Raw genomic sequence first — 3,932 nt, 5'->3', positions numbered from 1 at the left:
TCGCATCAGCTTCACCCTCCCTGTGAGGTATTTTAGCTCTAATGCCTCACATCATAAAGATACAAGTGTCACGCACTGGGATGACAAGAAAGGAGCGCTAGGATGACAGAAAGGGGTGCTAGGATGACAGGAACGAAGTCATACATAGAAAATAGGTTAGGTATTTTCAATTTTTGTTGTATACTCAAATAAAAATCTCACTTTTACAGATGGATACAGTAAAGTTTGTTTTATTACTGCCAGCAATATTACTCATGCTAGTTGCTGGTGTTTACCTATCGATTAAACTAAAATGGCTACAGGTATTTAGATTACCATACGCCCTTTCACTCCTTGGAGCTAAAAAAGGAGAAAATAAATTTTCTTCTATAGCCGCTCTGTTTACAATTTTAGGGGGAAATTTAGGAGTAGGAAATATTTCAGGAACTGCTGTTGCTCTAAAAACCGGAGGACCGGGCTCTATTTTATGGATGGCAATAATTATTGTTATCACTTCTGTGATAAAATATGTCACTTGTTATCTAAGTATAAAAACCAGAAAGGAAAAGAACGAACGGTTTATAGGTGGCCCTGTAGCCTACATGACTGATGCGTTTAACTCTAGGAAGGCCACAATTGTCTTTCTAGTTATCATGATGATGGTTTCAATAACAGTTGGTAACCTTGTTCAGGTAAATTCTCTATCAATACCACTTAATATGATAGATGTGCCTGTAGTTGTTGGTGGCATTGTAATGGCCATAATATTTTTTGTTGTTGCAGCTCTCAGCTTAAAAAAAATTAAAATTTTTATATCGGCTATGATACCGATAATGACGGTAAGTTACCTCACACTTTGCGGTATCATATTATTTAAATTTAGTGAAAATATTCTTCCTTCTCTAAAACTAATAACAAGCAGTTTTTTTACAACCAGTAGCTTTAACTCTGGTTTATCTCTAGGTTTGATTCTAGAAATGTTGACTATTATTCAAGTCGGAACTTTGCGAAGTATTTTTGCAACAGATATAGGGCTTGGCCTTGAAGGAATCGTACATTCTTCAATTGTTCCTAAGAAAAATAATAATAAATTTATTATTGAGCAGAGTCTAATTACGATAATATCGCCTTTTATAGTTGCGTTTATAGTGTTTATTACAACAATGGTACTGCTTGTCACAGATTCTTGGATTACTGATTTAGAGAGCACTAACATGTGCATATTTGCTTTTAGAAAGGCAATGAATTGGCCTTATATTGACTATTTAATTATGGCCATAATGTTTTGTTTTGCTTTTACTACTATTTTTACTTGGTTTTTTTGCTCAAAACAGACAATACGCTATGTGTCTATGGATAATAAATACACTAAAATCTGGATTGTAATTTTTACCATGATCATTCCGCTTGGTGCGATAGGTAAAGTCCGGTTGCTATGGGATGTTGCTGATATCTCGATTGCTGCTTTGTTGTTTATCAACATACTCGCTATACTCAAGCTAACCTCTCAAGATCCAGAAGTGTTTACTATGAGTAGCAGATATTTGAAGTTGCAAAAACAGAGCTATAGCTAAAGCAATTTAGGCTATGCAGCTGTTGTGATATAAGAGTGATTTCCGCCAAGAAGGATGTCATCCCAGTGCCCAGACACTGGGATCCAGGAATCTTGATTGGCACTAAGTTAGTGAGCATAAAAGTAGCTAATCTTACGTTAAAACACAACATTTTTGATGGGGTTCGTGAAAGGCTGGATTCCAGACTGGAATGACAACTTAAATCGTTTGATGTTACCATAAAATAGCTTGTGTCATCACATTAGTAACACAACCTTCCTTAATAAAAATTCAACCAATGCTTGTGATAATTATATTAGCTAGTATTAGCTAGAACTAAAGGCAGAGGGTTATTAGTGAGGGATATATGGGCACTAACGATACACAACAAGAACACATTTATAATGAGCGCATTCAAGAATTTTTTCCTTTATTTGATAAAATAAAAAAGGAAGACGACCTAATTTATAATGCTAGAGTTGATTTTAACACAGTAAAGTTTTTAACAGAACGCGCCGATTGGGATTGGAACGAAGATAAAGACAAAAATAAAGCATGTGGAGTTATTCTTCAGGAATGCGACAAGACAGCTAGACAAGAGCTTGAAGATAAAGCTAAAGAAGAGTTGAATAAATATATTACTATTGCTAATAACATTAATGATGATGTTAAAGATAAAAAAGTTTCAATATACGGTAATCATGCAAGTATTACGCTGGGAGATAACAAAAAAGAGTTTAAAATCAGCGAATTTTTAAATAGTGATTTTTGTGAAAAGAATGGAATCTCGGGATTTTCAACATTGCATAGTGATGGAAAGAGCGGAATGCATGGTTTTGTTGCCGAGGAAGAAGGGAAAAAAATAAGACATTATGTCGTAACCGATGGTTCATATGAAATGACGCTAAATTGGTATGTGAATGGGGAAAAGTGTACTATTAAAGTCGATATTGATAAAGAAGGTGTGAAACTTATTGAAGGTAATGGCGTTACTGAAGATCAGCTAAAAGCAAATAAAGACGTAAAAATAGGTGGTTTATTCTTGCATGAAATACAATTCAGGGAAAAAGGACAAGGAAAAGCGAATGAGATGCAACATAATAAAGACAGTAACGAGCTATCATCTGAAACTACAACAAGAATTGATGTTAATAGAGATGTTAGCGTTCAAGCTACTGATATAACTCGAAAAAAAGAAGATCACCATTCACATTTTGGATCACAATCTAACAGCAGAAGGCAGTCTTACGATAGCGGAATTGGAAAAGATTTTGACGATAAAATTAATTCTCAGGAGGCTAAAGAAAAGCGTGAGCTTAGACAAGCAGCACGAGAAGCAAATTCGGGAGGTCAAGTTTATAACCTACAATCGCTTTTTGAGGAGAATCCTCAGAACAAAAAAACTCCTCCGCCACTTCCACCTAGAACTAGTTCACTACCACCTGAAAAAGGTATTTTCGATGAGCAAGGGGGAGCCAAATCTGGAAGCCAAAAACCAGATGACTTGCGCGAAAATGAGCAAACACCTAATAATCAGCAAAAAGGTGCAACTTCTGATTCTTCAGATAGTTCTACTTTCACCAAGTCTGTAAGCCACAATCAAGATAATAGGCAAGAAGATGAACGGTATGACAATCCTACATTTGGACATGCTGTACCTGGAAGCCAAAAACCAGATAGAAGTGAGCAAACACCTAATGATCAGCAACAACCTAAAACCCAGCAACAAGAAGGAAATAGCAAAGGCGATCTGTTACAAGACATCAGAAATTTCAAGAAAAACAACTTACGGCACATTGATGTTGATGATAGAAAAGCATCAATTGCAGGAAGTAGAAAAAATAACCCATCACCGTTAGAGACATTAAAGGACAGAATTCCTTATTCATCTTCTCCAGATAACAGTGATAACCAAGATGCTAGTGATGCTAAGTGGAAAGAAAGTGAACAGCCGCTCTCTGCTACAGCACTCAATAATAAAAGTGACTCGGGCTATTCATCTCCAACTCATGACAATAATGAACAATCTCAAGTAAATCCTGAACAGTTAAAGAAGAGCTTAGAGAACATTGAACAAAGTGATCAAACTCCACCTGAAAATCTTCTTAAAGAAATCAGAGATAGATCACAGCAGGATAATAGAGGATTAAGGCAAGTTGATCCTACTGATAAACTGTCACAAGATAAAGAAGATGGATTGCAAAAAGACGATTTAGCAGATGTAAAAATAGTGGAAGGTCCAACTGTTAGTGTCTCTGCTTCAACACCAAATAGTATAAGTGATTCAGGCTATATATCTCCAACTAATAGTGATAGTATAGCATTTCTCATAATAGTCCGAACAGGTCATAGGAAGGCAGAATCAACAGCACGACGAAAGGATTCGAATAGAGGAATGTT

At 35.9% G+C, this 3,932-nt stretch carries 3 protein-coding genes; all 3 read left to right on the top strand.

All coding sequences use genetic code 11. The features are described from left to right. Positions 1-209: 209 nt before the first annotated feature. Complete coding sequence (locus tag OZD66_RS00355) at positions 210-1,553, top strand: alanine:cation symporter family protein (RefSeq protein WP_182366701.1); 1,344 nt, start codon at positions 210-212, stop codon at positions 1,551-1,553. Positions 1,554-1,588: 35 nt separating this feature from the next. Beyond that, a complete protein-coding gene (locus OZD66_RS00350; RefSeq protein WP_182366703.1) occupies positions 1,589-1,747 on the top strand; it encodes a hypothetical protein in 159 nt (52 codons plus the stop codon). A 152-nt stretch (positions 1,748-1,899) separates the two neighbouring features. After that, the coding region (locus tag OZD66_RS00345; RefSeq protein ID WP_275021867.1) for a hypothetical protein at positions 1,900-3,932 on the top strand (2,033 nt) is incomplete at its 3' end.

Origin of the sequence: Wolbachia endosymbiont of Drosophila baimaii, from assembly GCF_028982185.1 — a bacterium.
Lineage (GTDB): Bacteria > Pseudomonadota > Alphaproteobacteria > Rickettsiales > Anaplasmataceae > Wolbachia > Wolbachia pipientis.
Note: the sequence above shows the minus strand (reverse complement) of the source record. Positions and strands in the feature narration are given on the sequence as shown.

Bases quoted from the DNA above. Each gene is read 5' to 3' on its own strand.
- OZD66_RS00355 (WP_182366701.1), top strand. From the start codon at position 210: ATGGATACAGTAAAGTTTGTTTTATTACTGCCAGCAATATTACTCATG.